The sequence below is a fragment of the Vibrio limimangrovi genome (assembly GCF_054064025.1).
Genome location: NZ_JBSUGF010000009.1, coordinates 126,686 through 144,738 on the forward strand (window position 1 = coordinate 126,686; position 18,053 = coordinate 144,738).

The 18,053-nt window shown below is 46.4% G+C and carries 13 protein-coding genes and 1 tRNA gene; 10 read left to right on the forward strand and 4 right to left on the reverse strand.

The genetic code is table 11. The features are described from left to right. The first annotated feature begins 4 nt into the window (after window positions 1–4). From ACWYU8_RS14180 to ACWYU8_RS14190, 3 genes are all read left to right on the forward strand, one after another. On the forward strand, window positions 5–976 hold the full coding sequence (locus tag ACWYU8_RS14180; protein WP_457520304.1) for a lytic murein transglycosylase: 972 nt from the start codon (window positions 5–7) through the stop codon (window positions 974–976). A gap of 76 nt (window positions 977–1,052) precedes the next feature. Continuing rightward, window positions 1,053–1,997 carry a LysR family transcriptional regulator gene (locus ACWYU8_RS14185; RefSeq protein ID WP_457520305.1) on the forward strand — a complete coding sequence of 315 codons (945 nt, stop codon included), beginning with the start codon at window positions 1,053–1,055 and terminating at the stop codon, window positions 1,995–1,997. A 242-nt stretch (window positions 1,998–2,239) separates the two neighbouring features. Further along, window positions 2,240–3,439, forward strand: coding sequence for a NupC/NupG family nucleoside CNT transporter (locus ACWYU8_RS14190; protein WP_457520306.1), 1,200 nt, complete (start codon window positions 2,240–2,242; stop codon window positions 3,437–3,439). Between the two features lie 75 nt (window positions 3,440–3,514). Here ACWYU8_RS14190 and folD read toward each other — a convergent pair whose 3' ends face one another. Continuing rightward, complete coding sequence (folD, locus tag ACWYU8_RS14195; RefSeq protein WP_444494225.1) at window positions 3,515–4,375, reverse strand: bifunctional methylenetetrahydrofolate dehydrogenase/methenyltetrahydrofolate cyclohydrolase FolD; 861 nt, start codon at window positions 4,373–4,375, stop codon at window positions 3,515–3,517. Between the two features lie 205 nt (window positions 4,376–4,580). On the opposite strand from folD, the gene ACWYU8_RS14200 reads away from it, so the two are divergent. Beyond that, window positions 4,581–4,657, forward strand: a tRNA-Arg gene (locus tag ACWYU8_RS14200). A 55-nt stretch (window positions 4,658–4,712) separates the two neighbouring features. On the opposite strand, the gene ACWYU8_RS14205 is transcribed toward ACWYU8_RS14200, so the two are convergent. Then, window positions 4,713–5,504: a 2,3-dihydro-2,3-dihydroxybenzoate dehydrogenase gene (locus ACWYU8_RS14205; protein WP_457520307.1), complete on the reverse strand. Its 792-nt coding sequence runs from the start codon at window positions 5,502–5,504 to the stop codon at window positions 4,713–4,715. A 101-nt stretch (window positions 5,505–5,605) separates the two neighbouring features. On the opposite strand from ACWYU8_RS14205, the gene ACWYU8_RS14210 reads away from it, so the two are divergent. The 6 genes from ACWYU8_RS14210 to ACWYU8_RS14235 all read left to right on the forward strand — a co-directional run bounded on the left by ACWYU8_RS14210 (window position 5,606) and on the right by ACWYU8_RS14235 (window position 15,690). Continuing rightward, complete coding sequence (locus ACWYU8_RS14210; protein ID WP_457520308.1) at window positions 5,606–6,703, forward strand: hypothetical protein; 1,098 nt, start codon at window positions 5,606–5,608, stop codon at window positions 6,701–6,703. A 336-nt stretch (window positions 6,704–7,039) separates the two neighbouring features. Beyond that, window positions 7,040–8,224, forward strand: a complete 1,185-nt coding sequence (locus ACWYU8_RS14215; protein ID WP_457520309.1) for an isochorismate synthase — start codon at window positions 7,040–7,042, stop codon at window positions 8,222–8,224. Beyond that, window positions 8,224–9,840 (forward strand): (2,3-dihydroxybenzoyl)adenylate synthase, encoded by a 1,617-nt coding sequence (locus ACWYU8_RS14220; protein WP_457520355.1) that lies wholly within the window; start codon window positions 8,224–8,226, stop codon window positions 9,838–9,840. Before ACWYU8_RS14215 ends, ACWYU8_RS14220 begins: the two co-directional genes overlap by 1 nt. A 51-nt stretch (window positions 9,841–9,891) precedes the next feature. Further along, complete coding sequence (locus ACWYU8_RS14225; protein WP_457520310.1) at window positions 9,892–10,770, forward strand: isochorismatase family protein; 879 nt, start codon at window positions 9,892–9,894, stop codon at window positions 10,768–10,770. A 32-nt stretch (window positions 10,771–10,802) separates the two neighbouring features. Then, window positions 10,803–14,750, forward strand: a complete 3,948-nt coding sequence (locus ACWYU8_RS14230; RefSeq protein ID WP_457520311.1) for an amino acid adenylation domain-containing protein — start codon at window positions 10,803–10,805, stop codon at window positions 14,748–14,750. Continuing rightward, window positions 14,743–15,690 (forward strand): hypothetical protein, encoded by a 948-nt coding sequence (locus ACWYU8_RS14235; protein ID WP_457520312.1) that lies wholly within the window; start codon window positions 14,743–14,745, stop codon window positions 15,688–15,690. The genes ACWYU8_RS14230 and ACWYU8_RS14235 overlap by 8 nt, the downstream gene beginning before the upstream one ends. Window positions 15,691–15,704: 14 nt before the next feature. Here the strand turns inward: ACWYU8_RS14235 and ACWYU8_RS14240 are convergent, their stop codons facing one another. Both ACWYU8_RS14240 and ACWYU8_RS14245 read right to left on the reverse strand, forming a co-directional pair. After that, entirely contained in the window at window positions 15,705–16,430 is a 726-nt protein-coding gene (locus ACWYU8_RS14240) for a 4'-phosphopantetheinyl transferase family protein (RefSeq protein WP_457520313.1), read from the reverse strand. A 123-nt stretch (window positions 16,431–16,553) separates the two neighbouring features. Then, entirely contained in the window at window positions 16,554–17,900 is a 1,347-nt protein-coding gene (locus ACWYU8_RS14245) for a hemolysin family protein (protein ID WP_457520314.1), read from the reverse strand. Window positions 17,901–18,053: the final 153 nt, after the last annotated feature.

An 18,053-nucleotide genomic window follows, 5' to 3' on the forward strand; every position in this document is an offset into this window, starting at 1 on the left:
CAATATGAAAAAAGTACTGGCTACACTGCTTAGCGTTGGTATGTGTGCCTCAGCTTTTGCAAGCAGCGAAGGCTTTGAGGAATACTTAGATAAACTGCGTGCTGAAGCGCGTGCTCAAGGTATCTCAGAGCCGATAATCAAAGCCGCTTTCGCTAACGTCGAATATAAACCACGAGCGGTAACCGCAGACCGGAACCAACCTGAGAAGAAGTTGACGCTGGATGAATATATCCCTCGTGCGGTACCAGAGTGGAAGGTTAAGCAAGCCAGAGAATTGTACAAAGAGCACTATACAGCGCTAAAACGTATTGGTGATACGTTCGGTGTTCAGCCACGTTTTATTGTTGCACTATGGGGCGTGGAAAGTAATTTTGGTAAATTTACCGGTAATTTTCGTGTAATTGATGCGCTTTCTACTATGGCATTTGAAGGCCGCCGTGAAGAGTTCTTCCGCGCAGAAACCATGGCTGCACTTCAAATTCTGGATCAGGGGCATATTGAACTGGAGAACTTCAAAGGTTCATGGGCAGGTGCAATGGGGCAGTGTCAGTTTATGCCTAGCTCGTTTCTGCGCTTTGCGGCAGACGGTAATGGTGATGGTAAGAAAGACATCTGGACGACCAAAGCGGATGTGTTTGCTTCAACCGCCAACTATTTGAGCCAGTCAGGCTGGGATGACAAGTTCACGTGGGGGCGTCAGGTTAAAGTCCCGAAAGGCATTGACCGCAACTTGGAAGGTCGCACGGAAGAGAAAGGTAAGTACCTGCAAGAGTGGAGCAAATTAGGTATCACGAAATTTGATGGTAGCCCATTACCGAAACTGGACGATGACATCAAAGCCTGGCTGATTATGCCAGACGACGAAAATGGCCGTACGTATCTGGTTTACAATAACTACAATGTGTTGATGAAGTGGAACCGCTCTTACTACTTCGCGCTTGCCGTCAGTCATTTAGCTGACCGTATTGAGTACTAACTTGTTGTCGGTAACTATCATTTTATAAGGGCTCTTCGGAGCCCTTTGTTTTTCCAGTATTTAAACGAGGTAATGCGTGTTATCTGAACGTGCCGCGCAGATGGTGATCTTTTCTGCATTGATCAAACACAAAAGCTTCACTGTGGCTGCAAAAAGTCTCGGTGTCTCCGTGTCTCACGTGAGTAAGCAGCTTAGCCAGCTAGAGGATTCGCTTGGTATCAAACTGGTTCAGCGCACGACTCGAAGCTTTACACCGACAGAAGCGGGTGCAACTTTTTACCACCACTGTGAGCATGTGGTTCAGGCGGTCAATAGCGCAACATTGGAAATGGAAAGTCAGAGAGATGAAGTCGCCGGGTTAGTGCGTTTAGGCATATCTCAATCGTTCGGTACGTTACATATCATTCCTGCTATTCAGGAGCTGCGAGAGCTTTATCCTCAACTTCAAGTCGAAGTGCATTTGTTTGATTACAAAGTCGATATGTTGGCTGAAGGGCTAGATTTGTGGGTGACCAACAATGAACACTTGCCTGAAGGTTACATTGCGCAGCGACTAACAGACTGTCAGTTTGTTGTGGCGGCATCACCGGATTACTTGCTTAATCATGATAAGCCAACTGAACCCAATGATTTGTCCTCGCATAACTGTCTTATTTACAGGAGTTGGGAACGTGATTACACAGGATGGGCGTTCACCAAAGGTCAGCAAGAGTTAAATGTTAAAGTCTCCGGTAACTATTCAGTGGATCTTTCAGAGGCCGTGCGCGACGCCGCCATTGCAGGGTGGGGGATTGCGTATCTTGCGACCTATTTACTGGGCGATGAGTTCAGAACGGGGAAGCTGATTCAATTATTGCCAGACTGGAAAGCCAGCCAGTCGATGCCGTTTTATGCGGTTTATCCCAGCCGACAGCATATGCCAAAAAAGATTTCTGCGGTCATCCATTTCATTAAACAGAAGATTGGCGACCCGTGTCATTGGGATCAACGTTTAGCACCTTATATCTCCATTCCTAAGTAGTTATTTGAGCTTAATTAAGGTGATGAATGTCACAAAATTTTTCCAGACTTAGAAACATATTTTCTATATGGAAATAATGAGAAAAAGCAAACGTTTATCATTAATTAATTCAATGCTTTACGCTTTAGGTTAAATGTTGACCGATTGAAGTTTTCACCTTGTTAACAACCTCAAGTTGCAGCATTCTGAGTCCAGTATACAATCCGACCCCTTTCATATCTCCCTTCTGTCGGACCCAATTTATGAACTCAATTCTTGGTATCGTAGTCATACTATTCGTAGCATGGCTACTTTCTACAAATAGAAAAAATATAAAACTCAGAACCGTCTCTCTTGCCTTTGCACTACAGGTATTGTTTGCACTATTGGTTTTGTACGTACCTGCGGGGCGAAATGCACTAAATTCTGTCAGTAGCGTCGTATCGAACCTCATCAATTACGGGCAGGAAGGCATCGGTTTTTTATTCGGCAATTTGGCGACTGGTGGCTTTACTTTTGCGATTAATGTCCTGTGCATCATCGTGTTCTTTTCTTCTCTCATTGCCGGTCTTTATCACATTGGTGTGATGCCAAAAATGATTAGCTTCATTGGTGGCGGTATTCAAAAGCTGTTAGGCATTGGTCGTGCGGAATCTGTATCTGCGACGGCAAATATCTTCGTCGGCACAATTGAAGCACCTTTGATGGTCAAGCCTTACCTAAAGCACATGACGGATTCACAGTTCTTTGCGGTAATGACTGGCGGTTTGGCGTCTGTTGCTGGTGGTACGCTAGTTGGCTATGCGTCGTTGGGGGTTGATTTAAACTTCCTTATCGCTGCGGCATTTATGTCAGCGCCAGCTGGTCTGTTGATGGCCAAAATCTTAATGCCGGAAGATGCAGAAATAACTGAAACTATAGATATCAGCCAAGTTGATATCCCACGTGCAACAAACGTAGTGGAAGCGCTGGCTGATGGTGCAATGGCTGGTGTTCGAATTGCAGTGGCGGTAGGTGGTACCTTGCTGGCGTTTATTAGTGTCATCGCATTGCTAAACGGCATCCTAGGTTGGTTTGGTGATGTCATCGGAACGCCATTGAGCTTCGAATTAATCTTAGGTTACGTGTTTGCGCCAGTTGCATGGTTAATTGGTGTGCCATGGGCAGAAGCGAATACTGCAGGTTCATTGATTGGTAATAAGATCGTCGTAAACGAGTTTGTTGCCTTTATCCAACTAACGGAAGTGAAAACTCAATTAAGTGCTCATTCACAAGCGATTGTGACTTTTGCTCTGTGTGGTTTTGCCAATATCTCAAGTATGGCAATGCTTATTGGGGGTTTAGGATCACTGGTACCAGAGAAGCGTACTTTTGTTTCTAAACATGGATTCCGCGCGATTATTGCCGGTGTCATGGCCAACTTAATGAGTGCTTCGATTGCAGGCGTGATTTTAAGTCTGTAAACACGAATATTTCATTCGCTCTAATAGAAAAAGGCTCCTTGGTCAGGAGCCTTTTTCGAATCTAAAAGCCGTTAATTACTTGTCGGTATGGAACTGTTCACAAGCCAGCATCGTATTTTCAATCAGGCTAGCTACAGTCATTGGGCCAACGCCTCCAGGTACTGGAGTAATGAAGCTCGCGCTTTCACGTGCTTTATCGTATTCCACGTCACCAACCAGCTTGCCGGAGTCCAGACGGTTGATACCTACATCGACAACCACTGCGCCTTTCTTGATCCATTCTCCAGGAATGAAGTTTGGTTTACCTACTGCGACGATAACGATGTCCGCTTGACGAACGTAGCTCTCTAAGTCTTTAGTGAAGCGGTGACAAGTCGTGGTGGTACAGCCTGCCAGCAGTAACTCAAGCGTCATCGGGCGACCAACGATGTTTGACGCGCCTACAACAACGGCGTGTTTACCACGTAGTGCGATGTTGTAACGATCAAGCAGAGTAATGATGCCTTTTGGCGTACAAGAGCGGAGCTTAGGGATACGCTGAGCAAGACGACCAACGTTGTAAGGGTGGAAGCCATCAACATCTTTTTCTGGGTCAATTCGCTCGAGCACGTGTGTGCTATCAATACCAGCAGGAAGAGGAAGCTGAACCAAAATACCGTCAATTTCATTGTCATTATTTAATTGATCGACAAGCGCTAGCAACTCTTCTTCTGTTGTTGATGCAGGAAGGTCAAAAGACTTGGAAACAAAACCCACTTCTTCACAAGCGCGGCGCTTACTGCCAACATAAACCTGAGAAGCAGGGTCTTCCCCAACGAGAACAACTGCTAGACCAGGTGCACGTAATCCAGCTTCAACGCGAGCTTTTACACGTGCTGCAACTTCAGAACGAACCGTTTGGGAAATGAGAGTCCCATCTATATTTTGAGCAGTCATGACTTTCCTTTATAAATTTAGAAGGCAAATAAATCTGCCGCGCATTGTCGCAGAATTTCTTTTTAACATCCATACGCAAACGTTTGCCCTGAGGTGTTTTTGAGCATCTAATCCTTCAGTGTCCTTTTTTTAGGCATTCAGATCAGAATGTTACTAAAAGCCGTTGATTTACCCATTTTAACTCGTATAATCCTTTCCCTGTAGCGCGCCCTTAGCTCAGCTGGATAGAGCACGTCCCTTCTAAGGATGTGGTCATTGGTTCGAATCCAATAGGGCGTGCCATTTTTCAAAAGCCCCGATAGCTCGATGAGTTGTCGGGGCTTTGTCGTTTATGAGGCTAGAAAGTAGCGCCGCCGTCGACTCGCAAATCATGCATGGTAATGTGGCCTGATTTGTCGCTGAGTAGAAACTCGATCGCATTCGTGATGTCTTGGGTTTCGGCGATTTTATTCAGCGGGATGCCAAGACGGTGAGATTTCAGGTTGCCGCGAATCGTTTCTCTTTCCCCATAAGACTCATTCCACATCTGTTCCTGCATAGGAGTTCTGGTTGAACCCGGACTGACAATATTACAGCGAATACCATGTTCCGCCAGTTCTAATCCCAAACACTGCATCCACATGTGAAGCCCGGCTTTGGATGTGCAGTAAGCTGACATATTGCTTCTTGGTGTGTCGGCGGCATTTGAACCTACGGCTACGATTGAGCCTCTTTTCCCGTTTTTGACTAGCAGCTTGGCGATTTGTTGGGTTAATAGAAGAGTGCCTTTGAGGTTCACATCGAGAGTTGTGTTTAGTGCTTCTAACGACAGGTCAAAAATAGAGTCGAGGTGCAAGGTACCTGCACAACTTGCAACGTATTCAGGGATAAGTTTGTTATTCTCTAATCGTTGGCAGGCAGATTGGATTGCTTGAGTATCAGTCAAATCAAAAGCCAGCAGCGTAATGCGTTGTTGCTGCTCTTTAGGAAGAGACTGTGTCAGGTTCATTAATGACTTTTCAGTCACATCACTGGCAATCACATGTGCCCCTTGCGCTAATAAACTTTTCGCGCATGCGAGACCAATCCCTTGACCAGCCCCGGTCACCAGGCACAGCTTGTCGCTGAATTCTGAGAGTTTTTCACTCATATAAACATCCTTTTCGTGATACAGATATCAAATTCAATTTATGCAAATGATAATTATTTTTGTTATCGTTGTCACCTTGTTAACTAGGAATTGGTTAGGTTATGAGTAAATTAGGGCGAAAAATAAAGCCGTGGCTGTTAAGCGTAGGGTTGGTGAGTTTAGCTGGCTGTGAGTATTTTCCTCACTATACCAAAGTGGATTTGCCACAGCAGAAAGTGGCGCAAGTCGTTGAACAGGCGAAACAGGCAGATGATGCCATTATGCAGGCATTTGCAACGCATAACTTAGTTGCGATAGGAGACTATCACTGGAACGACGCATTTGTTCGATATGCTACTGAGCTGGTTTCTAAACCAGAATTCTCTGAGCAGGTGAGCCACATTGTTGTAGAGTTTGGTAATGCCAAGTATCAATCTGTTTTAGATGACTATTTGGCGGGCGGAGATGTGAGTGAAGAACAATTGAACTCTGTCCTCAGAGGTTCTCTTTACTTTATGGCATGGATGCCAGATGAGTACCGCGACTTTTTCAGGACGATAAAAAAGCGTAATCAAGATCTGCCAGACAGTAAGAAAATCCGTGTTCATCTAGCGGAAGCCCCTTTTGATTGGGAAGAACTGCAAGATGTAAAGGTCTGGAAGCAAGCAGCAACGCATAAGACTGACCATTTCTATCAAGTTGCAGCTGAGAGAATCAAAAACAATGAAAAAGCCCTGATGATTTTTGGCGCGTTTCACTTGGTAAATGCACCGAAAGAATATGTTCAGAAAACGCAGCAGACAGACTGGCCGCTGGCAACGCGTTTACAGCAAGCCTTCCCAGGCAGTACTTATTTGATTTGGCCTATGACTGACCCAGAAGTGGTAAAGACCTTCAACAAAGTGAAAACACCAGCTTTACTGGAGGTGCAACAAGGGCCAATGCAAAGACTTAGATTGATCGACATACTGCCAAAAGCTCGCTACAAATTGGCTGCGATGGACGATATGGATGCACAGGTTGGTGAGCTTTTTGATGCGTTTCTTTATCTGGGTGAGAACGAGCGAACAATGGTCTTGCCCCGTGACGTGATAGCTGATCGAGAATGGGTTGAAGAGATGCAACGACGCGTTGATATCATCGGAGGCAAAATGCAGCAGAACTTTAATGAGCTTCGTGAACTGAGTGATGAACAGTATGGCTTTAGCAACAAGGGCTAGAGCTAAGCTATCGTTCTTAAAAATATCGTTCTTAAAAATATAGTACTTACATAAATCGTCCTTACATAAAATGGCTGAGCGGTGACTGCTTCAGCCATTTTTATTTCCTTCTTCTATCTAGAATCTCTACTTCTAAACGCTTTTCTTTGCTCACTGAAATGGAACAAATCTCTAATTTGTAAAAGTGTGAATGATAATGGTTATTAAATGCATTTGATCAATTGTAACAGTGTGTGTACTCTTACCTTTCAATTGAGAGGGATTCTCATTTGTAATCCCATGTTAAATACAGTTTGAGAGATGATTATGCTTCGTAACTCAATGGGGAGCAGCACTATGCTCACAGAGTTTCTCAACGCACATACGGATGACGCTTCGTTTTTCTTCAGCTCACCCACTGTGACGTTACTTACACAAGGCATTGCTGCAGAATTTTCCCAACAAGTCAGGTTTTCAGAATTAGACACTTGTATCAGCCAATTAATTGAATCGGTTAAGAAAGACGAAAACGATAATCCTATAGCCGTTGGTGTTATTCCGTTTTCTGAGCACAACCCAGTCCATTTCATCGTGCCTGAACGTCTGTGTACGACATCACCGATTCGACCGGATAAAGTGGTCGATCTGGATGGTTCTAATCAGTGTTTTCCAACTTCTATTCAGCCCATTCCAACACCTGACGAATACATGCATAGTGTTGAGCAGGCAGCGAGTTCTTGTTCTCGAAAGGATGTGGACTTGGAAAAGGTTGTCCTTTCCCGCACGATGCAAGTCGACACGGAGCAAGAAATAGACAGAGCGCGATTCCTTAAAATGCTTCTAAAGCAAAACCCGGGCGGCTATACCTTCTCAACCCGATTGGGTGGAGAAAGTGGTGACACGTATTTGATGGGATCAAGCCCTGAGCTTCTGGTCTCCCGCAAAGGGCCTCACGTGTGCTCAAATCCATTAGCAGGTTCGCGCAGGCGTAGTGACAACGAGACGATGAATCAGCAACAAGGCGAGCTGATGATGGAGAGCAGTAAAGACCTTCATGAGCATGCTGTCGTTGTGGATGCAGTTGAGAAAGCACTGCAGCCTTGGTGTCACAATCTTTATGTGCCAATGGTGCCATCTGTTATCGAAACGAAAGCCATGCTGCACCTTTCAACCCGAATTGAAGGAACGATTTCAGAGTCCACCACCAGTGTCCTCAAGCTTGCCAGTGCGCTTCACCCAACGCCTGCGGTATGTGGCTATCCCACAGTTCAGGCTTACGACTTCATCGGTAAAGTGGAACCTTTTGATCGCGGTTACTTTACTGGCTTAGTCGGTTGGGTAGATGCTCGTGGCAACGGAGAGTGGGTTGTTGTGATTCGCTGTGCAGAAGTAGAAAAACAACGCCTACGAGTGTATGCCGGAGCCGGAATCGTCAGTGGCTCTGATCCGCAAAGTGAATTAGAAGAAACGGGCAACAAAATGCGCACCGTACTGAACGCGCTTGGGATTGAGGTTCAGGAAAATATGGAGGTGGTCGTGTGATGCTTCCTAAAATGAAAGTATATGGATTTACACCTTGGCCAGAGGAAATAGCTCGGCAGTACCAAGAAGCTGGCTATTGGACGCAGCAAACCATTCCGGAGATGCTCGAAACCAGTACCAAGAATTATCCAGAGCAGATTGCGCTTGTGTCCGGCGACCAACAATGGACTTACCGTGTATTGTCCGAACAAGTTGATAGCTTAGCCGCGGGCTTCCAGCAAAAATTGAAATTACAGGCTGGCGATAAAGCGGTACTGCACCTGCCTAATATCGGAGCGTTTTACCTGAGTTTCTTTGCGCTTCTGAAAATTGGTGTTCAGCCAGTTTTGGCATTGCCCGCACACCGAGAATATGAGATTCGATACTTTTGTCATTTTACCGAGGCAAAAGCGTTGATCACTGCACCACAAATGGGTGTCGATACCGCCGATATCGCGCAGAAAATCTCAGATGAACTGCCGACTCTGGAGACGCTTGTCTGGGCGGGTGACAAGAGCTTAAAGCCGACGGGTAGCGTTGATCTGGATTCGCTTTTCTTATCGAATTCAGCATGCAAGCCGGAAACTGAACAAGACTTTGCTTTCTTCCAGTTATCCGGTGGCACAACTGGCACGCCTAAGTTGATCCCACGTACGCATAGGGACTATCTCTACAGCGTTCGAGCCAGTAATGACGTTTGTCAGTTTTCACCTCAAACACGATACTTGTGTGTCTTGCCTGCTGCGCACAATTTTCCGTTGAGCTCTCCGGGGGCTTTGGGGTGTTTTATGGCTGGTGGAACGGTGGTGCTTTCACCTGATCCGAGTCCACAGACTGCATTCCACTTGATTGAACAACATCGTATTACCGTTGCTGCTTTGGTGCCACCTTTGGCGTTGTTGTGGCTAGATGAAGCGCCTCGGACCCAATATGACATCAGCTCGTTACAAGTGCTTCAGGTCGGTGGTGCGCGCTTTAGTGAAGCGGCTGCGAAACGTGTCAAACCGACATTAAACTGCACGTTGCAACAGGTATTCGGTATGGCGGAAGGGCTTGTGAACTACACAAGGTTGGACGATCCAGACTCCATCATTGTGTCCACGCAAGGCCGCCCGATGTCACCGGCTGACGAGATCTTAGTCGTGAACGACATGGGCGAACCTGTACCTCAGGGTACGGCTGGCATGTTGTGCGCTCGGGGTCCGTACACCATTCGCGGATACTACCATGCTCCGGAGCACAATCAACGTTCCTTTATTGCGGGGGGCTATTACCGAACTGGTGATGTGGTGGTGTTAACCAAAGAAGGCAACCTGCAAGTCGTCGGTCGCGATAAAGAACAGATCAACCGTGGCGGAGAGAAGATAGCAGCGCAAGAGGTAGAGAATCATCTTCTGGCTCATGAAGCCGTGCATGATGCTGCTGTGATTGCGATACCGGATGACTATCTGGGAGAGCGCAGTTGCGCCGCCTTGGTTTGTCTTGAAGATAAACCGAAACCGATCGAAATAAAGCGCTTCCTGAGAAATCGAGGATTGGCCGAATTTAAGATCCCAGACCGTGTAATTTTCGTTGATGTACTACCGAAAACCCCTGTCGGAAAAATCAACAAAAATAAGCTCCTTGAGCTGGTTTAACCCACTCAACCAAACCTGACTTTTATCTACGAATTTTAGGAGAAATGCCTCATGGCAATTCCAGCTATTGCGGGTTATCCGTTATCTAAAGCGATCCCTCAAAACCGCGTATCCTGGTCGGTAGATCCAGAGCGAGCCGTATTACTGATCCACGATATGCAGCAGTATTTTCTGAACTTTTACGATTTGGATAGCGAGCTGATTCAAACGTTGACGCAGAACATTCAACAGATCAAACAAGCCTGTATTGAAGCGGGCATTCCAGTGGTATATACCGCGCAACCTGGCGATCAGCGTCAGGAAGAACGCGCTCTGTTGACGGACTTCTGGGGGCCGGGTCTAAAAGCTGATGATACCATCACAAAAATTCTGCCGGCTCTTGCGCCAACCGAACAAGACATCGTTTATACCAAATGGCGCTACAGTGCATTCCAGCGCACGCCGCTTAAATCCATGATGGATGAAACTAGGCGTGACCAACTGATTATTGTCGGTGTTTACGCACACATTGGTTGTTTACAGACCGCTGCCGAAGCTTTCATGACCGATATTCAGGCGTTTATGGTTTCTGATGCCGTGGCTGACTTTTCCGAGAGTGACCATGACATGGCGCTCAATTATGTTGCGGGAAGATGTGGCTATGTCTTGGATAAACACCAGCTACTGAGCCAAGTCAGTGGCATGCCAAGTGCACAGGTGATTCCTCAATCTGAGCAAGAGTTGGCTCAGCAACTGGCGGCTTTGCTCGACGTCTCTGCCGAAGAAATCGAACCGGAAGATAGCTTGCTGGATTTTGGCCTTGATTCGGTTCGAATTATGTCTCTGGTCGGTGACTGGCAGCAAGCGGGGTTTGATGTGAGCTTTATGGAGCTTGCCGCTCAGCCTTGTTTGGCGCACTGGTGGCAATTGATCGAGAAGAAGTGCGCATAGCACCCGCAAGGACAAGTAGCAAAGGAACGGAAATGTACGATTTACCTTATAAGGCGGAGCAATTGCTTCCGCTAACAGATGCTCAGGCAGGGATTTGGTTTGCTCAACTTCGGGATCCAGAAAACCCAATTTACAAAACCGGTGAATATCTGCTTATTGATGGCAAGGTAGACGAGCCTTGTTTTGTCGAAGCGGTCAAAAGTGCGCTTGATGAAGTCGACTCGTTGCACACTAAGTTTGTCACAACCACCGAAGGGCCGCGCATGGTGATTGAGCGACAAGGCTGGCAAGTGGATCGCTTAGACTTCACTTCTGAGTCAGCGCCTCTGAATGCCGCCATTGACTGGATGAAAGTACAACTTAAAGAGCCGGTTAATTTAGAGCAGGGGCCATTGTTTGCTATGGCTTTGCTTAAGCTTGAAGAGGACAAATTTGCCTGGTTCCTGTCACTGCACCATATCGCAATCGATGGTTACAGTATGTCACTGCTCATTTCTCGAGTTGCGTATATTTACAGCCAGCTTATTAAAGGCGAACCGTTTGATAAGGTTGAGTTTGTTGATCAGCTAGCAATGCTTACAGAAGACAACAACTACAAAGCCTCAGAGAAATATCAAAACGATCGTGCGTTTTACTTGCAGCGTTACGCAGACCATTCGGACACGGTTAACCTAGCCGGTCAGCCAACCGTGACTTCTGATCATTTCTTGCGTCTTAAAGGCGTCATGCCGGTGAGTGACTTCCAGAAGATGGAGTTACTTGCGAAGCAGTGCCGCACTCACTGGTACAGTGTGCTGATCGCTTCTATTGCCGCTTATGTTCATCGCATGACGCGCTCTAAAGAAGTGGTGCTTGGCGTGCCACTTATGGGGCGTCTTGGTTCAGTGGCGATTCAAACGCCAGCAATGCGGGTGAACATTCTGCCGGTACGAGTCAGCTTTGATGATGGGCTGGATATTAAAACGCTGGTCAGACAGGTGAACCAAGAGTTCTCTTCTGTGCGTCGTCACCAGGGTTATCGCTATGAAGAGTTACACCGTGAACTTAACCTAGTCAAAGACAACCGTAACCTGTTTGGCCCGCTGGTGAACATCATGCCGTTTGAGTATGAGCACAAATTTGGTGAGCTAAACTCAAAGGCACATAACCTTTCGGCAGGCCCAGTCGACGATATCTCGCTTTACTGTTACGAGCTAGACGGAGAGTTGCATGTTGACATGGATGCCAACCCAGAGCTGTATTCAGAGCGTGATATTCAAGAGCATCAGCAGCGCTTATTCCATTTTATGAGTGACTTCTTTACTACAGCTCGCGAGCAAGGTGGCACTCAGTGCAAGGTTAGTGATGTCAGCATTTTGCTTTCTGGTGAAAGAGAAAAAGTGCTCAATATCTGGAATGATACCGCTCATCCGGTGCCGGAAACCACCCTGTCTGCCTTGATGGCGAGACAACGTATCTTGACGCCAAATGCGACAGCACTGATTTTTGAAGAGCAAAAACTTACTTATGAGCAGTTAGGGCGAAAAGTCTACTCTTTGATGAACTGGTTGCTTGCGCAGGGTGTTGAAGCGGGGGACCGCATTGCAGTTTGCGTACCGAGAAGTGAAGAGTTAATTGTCGTACAACAAGCGATTCTTGCTGCTGGCGCGGTATATGTGCCAATTGACCCAGACTACCCGGAAGGCCGCATTCATTACATGTTGGAATCTTCTGCACCTAAGTTTGTGTTCTCGACTTCGGCATTACAATCCAAGTTACCGCAAGAGGTAGAGATAAAGCTTGTTAATGATGAGACGCTACCAACTATCTATAAGACTGTTGAGCCGTTGCCACCACAAGTCCAGCCTGAGCCACATGCGCCAGCTTATATGATTTACACATCAGGCTCGACTGGCAAGCCCAAAGGAGTGGTGGTCAGTCATGAGGCGATAGTGAATCGATTGCTATGGATGCACGACCAATACCCGATTGATGCCAATGACCGCGTGTTACAAAAAACACCTGCAGGATTTGATGTGTCAGTGTGGGAATTCTTCTGGCCAATGATCGTCGGTTCTTGTTTAGTGGTGGCGAAACCAGACGGGCACAAAGACCCAGTGTATTTGCAGGAACTCATTCATAGTCAAAAGATCACCACATTGCATTTCGTTCCGTCAATGCTACAGATTTTTGTTCAACAAGCAGATGCCCAGTTATGCCAAAGTTTGCGTCAGGTATTTTGTAGTGGCGAAGCGTTGCCAATTGAGTTGGTGAATCAATATTACCAATCCTTTAATGCGCCGTTGCACAACTTATATGGTCCAACCGAAGCAGCAGTCGATGTGACATACTGGCCAAGTGAAGCCAATACGCAAGGCCGTTCGACACCAATTGGTCGCCCGGTTTGGAATACTCAAATCTACATCTTGGATGATGCACTTAATCCGGTTCCTCCGGGCGTTGTCGGCCATCTTTATATTGCAGGTCGTCAGTTAGCGCTTGGGTACCATGGTCAACCAGAACTGACGGCAGAACGATTCATTGATAATCCATTTGGTCCCAAAGGAAGCCGAATGTATTTATCTGGCGATCTGGCTCGTTGGCGTGATGATGGCGCAATTGAGTATTGTGGACGCAGTGATTTTCAGGTCAAGATCCGTGGTTTCCGTATAGAGCTGGAAGAGATCGAAAATGCCTTAACCAGCCATCCAGATGTGGCACAAGTTGCGGTATTGGCGCAGGAATACAGCGATGGTGATAAACGTCTTGTGGCTTACGTGATTGCAGAAGAAGCTGAGCAATCTATAGATGTAACTAAGCTGCAGAAATATCTCGTTGATCCACTGCCGGTATACATGATACCGAGCTATTTTGTTGAGCTAGATGCGTTTCCTCTGACGCCAAACGGCAAGCTCGACCGTAATGCTCTGCCAAAACCAGATTTATCCGGTCAGGTTGGCACAAAAGGGCCGAGTAACTTAGTTGAAGAGCGTTTATGTAAGTTGTTCTGTCAGTTACTTGAGCTGCCTGCGGTAGGCGTTGAAGACAACTTCTTTGAGCTTGGCGGACACTCTTTGCTCGCGGCGCAGCTTATTGCACATGTGAAAGAGATCATGGGAATTGAACTTTCACTGGCTGCTGTGTTTGAATCTCCGACCGTTGCCGGAATTGCAGCCAAACTGAATGGCAGTGAAAGTGACGAAGCACTTGATATGCTATTGCCACTGCGTAAGCGAGAGGGCAAGGCGGCGATATTCTGTGTTCACCCTGCTGGTGGTTTAAGCTGGTGTTATGCTGCGTTAACACCAATTATCCCATCTAATATCCCTCTATATGGTGTGCAGGCTCGTAACCTTGGTGACCCTTCAGCACCTTTGCCTAAAAATATGATGGAAATGGCAGAAGACTACGTTGCCGCGATTCGCGAAGAACAACCTTTCGGGCCTTACCATCTGCTTGGCTGGTCTATTGGTGGCATGATTGCGCACTTGATGGCGGGTATCCTGCAGCAGCAGGGGCAGGAAGTCGGTTTACTTACTCTGCTTGATTCCTACCCTACTGAACAGTGGCAAACCATGAATCCACCAGGAGAAGAGCAAGCTCTGGGGGCATTGATTCGAATGGCGGGCGTTGAGTTTGATGAATCAGCGCATAGCAGCATTACCAAGCCAGAAGTTATCGACATCCTACAAGATGCGGGATCATCAATGGCTCATCTGAGTTCTGAGACCATATCCGCGATGATCGAAGTGGTGATCAACAATAACCATCGCGTTCGCGATAAAGTCGATTATCGGTATCAGGGCGATATGCTGTTCTTCAATGCTGAAAAGCCGCCAGAAGAATTATTCTTAGATCGTAACGGCTGGTTTAATTACATGGATGGCGAGATCAATGTCGTGGACGTTAATTGTATCCACCGGGATATGATGCGACCTGACATGTTGCGCCTGATTGGAACCCGTATGGTGGAAGAGTTCAAGGCGAAATTCGATGTTTGATTCTGGTAATTCATTGGTACCAGCTATTAAGTGGGAGGGGATGATTTCCCCTCTGACTTTCTTTAAGGACAAGCTGGAGTCTGGTGCGGTTTTGGCCATTGGTGAGGCGCACTGGTATGCGGATCTTTTTCAGCAAATGACGCAGATATTGCTCGCTCCGGAACTGGATGGTGTGTTGACGCATTTGTTTGTTGAGTTCGGCAATGCCGGGCATCAGGCGTTGTTAAGCGATTATTTGGGAGGAAAGGACATTCCTGAGGATGATCTGGCGGCTGTCTGGCTCGATTCCATCGCTTTCCCTGCATGGATGCATCCTTGTTATGGTGAGTTTTTCCGACGATTGAAACAGGTAAATACATCTCGTAAGACGCCTATCGAAGTCGTACTGACTGAGCCTTCGTTTAATTGGCATGAGATTAATCATCCGTCTCAGCTTGCCCAGCTTAATGCCGAGCGCGATCAGGCTCTGGTCGAAGGCATAGGCAGGGTAAAGAACAGTTGTGCGCAAGGTGTGGTTGCGTTGATAGGCGCGAGACACATTCTCAAGCGCTCTCCAGCTTTTGGTTTGATACGCCATAAGCCGTTTGGGGAGTTGGCTACGCAGCGATTTGGTGAGAGCTACGTTTCGGTCTGGCCACATATGTTGTCGACGACGCTTGAGCAGGGCAATACCGAATATGGCATTTATTCCACCCAACAACCAATGCTTAGCCAGAAGTCCTTCGTCGATTTGCTTCCTAACAAACCCACGGTGAACCCTTACGCAGAAATATCGGTTGCTCAGTTGGTCGATGCCTACTGGTTTTTAGGCCCACAGAACAGGCAACTGGATGCGGCTGGCGTTGAAGTTCCACCGATGTGGAAAGCACGCCTTAAGCAAAGATTACCTTTAGTCAATGAGCGGCAGAGAATGGTAATTAAAAAGGTTATTGAGCGATAAATATCAGTTCAGCACTAGGTAAAAAAGCACAGCGAGAAAACAGTTTGTTCAGTAAAGCAGTAGTGGCCATGAAACGTTATGTCTGGCAGTTTGGATTGGAGATCGCTTCGGTTATCTCCAATCAACTCAAACTGAAACTGTCCGCTACTTGCTGTTTCTGGTTGTAAGGTAATCTCGGCATCAAGAAAGTCAAAATACACCTTTACGTACGGGAACAGGCATTTAAATACACTCTCTTTGATGCTGAATATCAGAATGTTAGGTATGGTGTCTGATTCCTTTAATCGGGCCTGTTCATCTGGGGTGTAAACTGTCGGCAATAGGTGATTGTCGAGCTTTTGATTGTTCTCAATATCAATACCGATACTTGGTACTTCATTTTTAAGTGCACAGGCAACCAAACAAAGTGTGTTGGTGTGGCTGATGCTGCCGCTAATCTGATCTGGGAAAATGGGCTCTCGTGATGTGCCGACCAAAATTGGTGTGCGATCCACAAAGATTTTGCCTGGCATCTGTTTTTTGATTGCAGCACGTGCAGCGTGGCGTCCGGCTCGGAATTCTCTCTGGCGTTGCTTTACCGCGTTCTGAATGTATTTCTCTTCCAAAGGTAAGCCTACTCTGGCGTACATCTCCGGAGTGGCTTTTATAAACTGAATCGTTGGTCCGACCGTTTCTAAGTGGCGGCACGAAGGTTCAAGAATTGTATCTAACCTAATGTTTTTAAGACTGTTGCAATTCAAAACACAGCTCATTTCAAACTTAATCTACAATGCAATTGATAATTATTGTTATTTATACAGTTGTTCACTAAAGTTGGCGAGACTCATTCATTCAAAAAAATAGATATAAAGACAGTGAATACTTTAGGGAACTGTATTTTCTGGTGTTTCGGCTGGCTCTTGTTGGGACGCTTTAACCTGCATGATGCGGTTGCTCTTCACGTGCAGAACTTCAAAACGCCAGTTCTGATACTCAATGATTTCTCCTTGAGCCGGTACGCGGCCGATAAACCAAGTGAGGAAGCCATTTAACGTTTGAAAGCCTTCATTCTCTTCCCCCTCAATATTGGTTAATTCGAGTTTGTACTTAAGTTCATTTAAGGGAATTAACGCGTCCAGCAGCCAACTGCCATCTTTTTGTTGTTTTGCCCAAAGATGTTCTGGCTCCATCCCCAATTCTCCAGCGATGGATTTGAGTAAGTCATAGAACGTCACTAATCCTTGCACATCACCATATTCATCAACAATGAACGCCATTTCGGAACTGGTTTGCTGCATGTAGTTCAGTAGAGGAAGACCTTTCATCGACTCTGGGACAAAGCGTGGCCGTTTTAGCTGCTTGGTAAGCCGGTCAATCGATAGCTTGTCATATTCATCCAGCAACATCTTTGAAGAAACGGTACCAATGATATTTTCCAGGCTACCATTACATACTGGCCATACGGAGTGTTGGGTTTGACGAAGGTTTTTCAGGATCTCATCAATGGGCAATAAGGCATCGAGATATTGAATATCTGAGCGTGGCGTCATTAATGACAGTGCAAGGCGATCATTGAGGTGGAGAAGATTGCGGATCATCAATTGCTCCTGAGGTTCAATCGCACCGGACTCCGAGCCTTCACTGATGACGGCGACAATATCCTCTTCGGTGACAACTTCACTCTTGCTCTCGTTCTGTCTCAGGACTTTAAGCAAGGTATCGGTAGTAAAGGTCAGAAGAAAGACAAATGGCCGGGTTAATGAGGCTAACCAGTGAATAGGGTAAGCCGCATTGATAGCAATGATTTCCGCGTTATTCTGCGCAATACGTTTGGGTACCAATTCGCCTACTACAATCGCGAAGTAAGTGATCAGCAATACAATGCTAAACGTGGAGATAACGGTTGCGATCTCTTTGTCTGCCCCTTGGCTGACTAACCAGTGACCAAATGGGACAGAAAGTGTGGCTTCACCAAAAATACCGCTTAACAGCCCAATCACAGTGATGCCGATTTGAATTGTTGATAAAAACTGGGTCGGATTATTTTTTAACTCTAATGCGAGGGCGGCGCGTTTGCTCTCTTCAGCCATCATTTTCAAGCGGCTGGTTTTAGCGGCAACCAGCGCTATTTCCGACATCGCAAAGACACCGTTAAGAGTGATTAAACCGATTAATCCTACCAGCAATAAAATATCCATGAAGCTTTCCAGTCCTACACACATTAGTAGCATAGCGACATTCTCTATTCGTAGATGTGAGTCAGCGAATAAATCCCCATCTTCTGCTAAGTTAATGTTTTATTTACAGGATAGGCGGTTAGGCGTAGCTGTGCTGATTAATCATTCTGTTACCTAACAAAGTTTCTGATACACTACGCGGCCATT

Excerpts from the sequence above, each read along its gene's own strand:
- ACWYU8_RS14180 (WP_457520304.1), top strand. The coding sequence starts at position 5 with ATGAAAAAAGTACTGGCTACACTGCTTAGCGTTGGTATGTGTGCCTCA.
- ACWYU8_RS14190 (WP_457520306.1), top strand. The coding sequence starts at position 2,240 with ATGAACTCAATTCTTGGTATCGTAGTCATACTATTCGTAGCATGGCTA.
- folD (WP_444494225.1), bottom strand. The coding sequence starts at position 4,375 with ATGACTGCTCAAAATATAGATGGGACTCTCATTTCCCAAACGGTTCGT.
- ACWYU8_RS14205 (WP_457520307.1), bottom strand. The coding sequence starts at position 5,504 with ATGAGTGAAAAACTCTCAGAATTCAGCGACAAGCTGTGCCTGGTGACC.
- ACWYU8_RS14210 (WP_457520308.1), top strand. The coding sequence starts at position 5,606 with ATGAGTAAATTAGGGCGAAAAATAAAGCCGTGGCTGTTAAGCGTAGGG.
- ACWYU8_RS14215 (WP_457520309.1), top strand. The coding sequence starts at position 7,040 with ATGCTCACAGAGTTTCTCAACGCACATACGGATGACGCTTCGTTTTTC.
- ACWYU8_RS14220 (WP_457520355.1), top strand. The coding sequence starts at position 8,224 with ATGCTTCCTAAAATGAAAGTATATGGATTTACACCTTGGCCAGAGGAA.
- ACWYU8_RS14225 (WP_457520310.1), top strand. The coding sequence starts at position 9,892 with ATGGCAATTCCAGCTATTGCGGGTTATCCGTTATCTAAAGCGATCCCT.
- ACWYU8_RS14230 (WP_457520311.1), top strand. The coding sequence starts at position 10,803 with ATGTACGATTTACCTTATAAGGCGGAGCAATTGCTTCCGCTAACAGAT.
- ACWYU8_RS14235 (WP_457520312.1), top strand. The coding sequence starts at position 14,743 with ATGTTTGATTCTGGTAATTCATTGGTACCAGCTATTAAGTGGGAGGGG.
- ACWYU8_RS14245 (WP_457520314.1), bottom strand. The coding sequence starts at position 17,900 with ATGCTACTAATGTGTGTAGGACTGGAAAGCTTCATGGATATTTTATTG.